Below are 447 nucleotides of genomic sequence, written 5' to 3' on the forward strand. Positions count from 1 at the left end.
GTTGTCCTTCCTCCACCTCCACGCAAGCCCAAGGGCAAGCCAACGGTTGAAAACCATGTGCGCTATCTGGAGACCCATCTGATTGAGAAGCTGAAAGAAAACGCTCCCTATTCGAGTATTGAAGCTCTGAACATGGAGGCCGAGCGCATCATTGCTGATATCAACCAGCGCAACTTCCGAAACCAGCGCGACATCCGCAAATCCAGACAGCATGCATTTGAGATCTATGACAAGCCGCGCATGAAGGCGCTCCCCACAGGGCACTTCACCGTCTGTGATTACAAGTATTTCCTCCGCGTGCCGGACAATTATCATCTTGAATACGATGGTCACTACTACTCTGTCGCGTATACCATGCACGGTAAGCCGGCGCTGCTCAAGGCCACCATGAGCGAAATCCGCATCTGCGACGAGAACAACAGGCTCCTTTGCACGCACGTCAGGTCT

1 protein-coding gene is annotated in these 447 nt (G+C 53.0%); it reads left to right on the plus strand.

Translation table 11 applies throughout. The annotated features are described in order from the left end of the window. A partial coding sequence (locus tag ACTQ3R_RS16615) for a Mu transposase domain-containing protein (protein ID WP_441780243.1) occupies positions 1 to 447 on the plus strand: 447 nt, incomplete at both ends.

The sequence above is a fragment of the Lawsonibacter sp. LCP25S3_E2 genome, assembly GCF_052117285.1.
GTDB lineage: Bacteria > Bacillota > Clostridia > Oscillospirales > Oscillospiraceae > Lawsonibacter.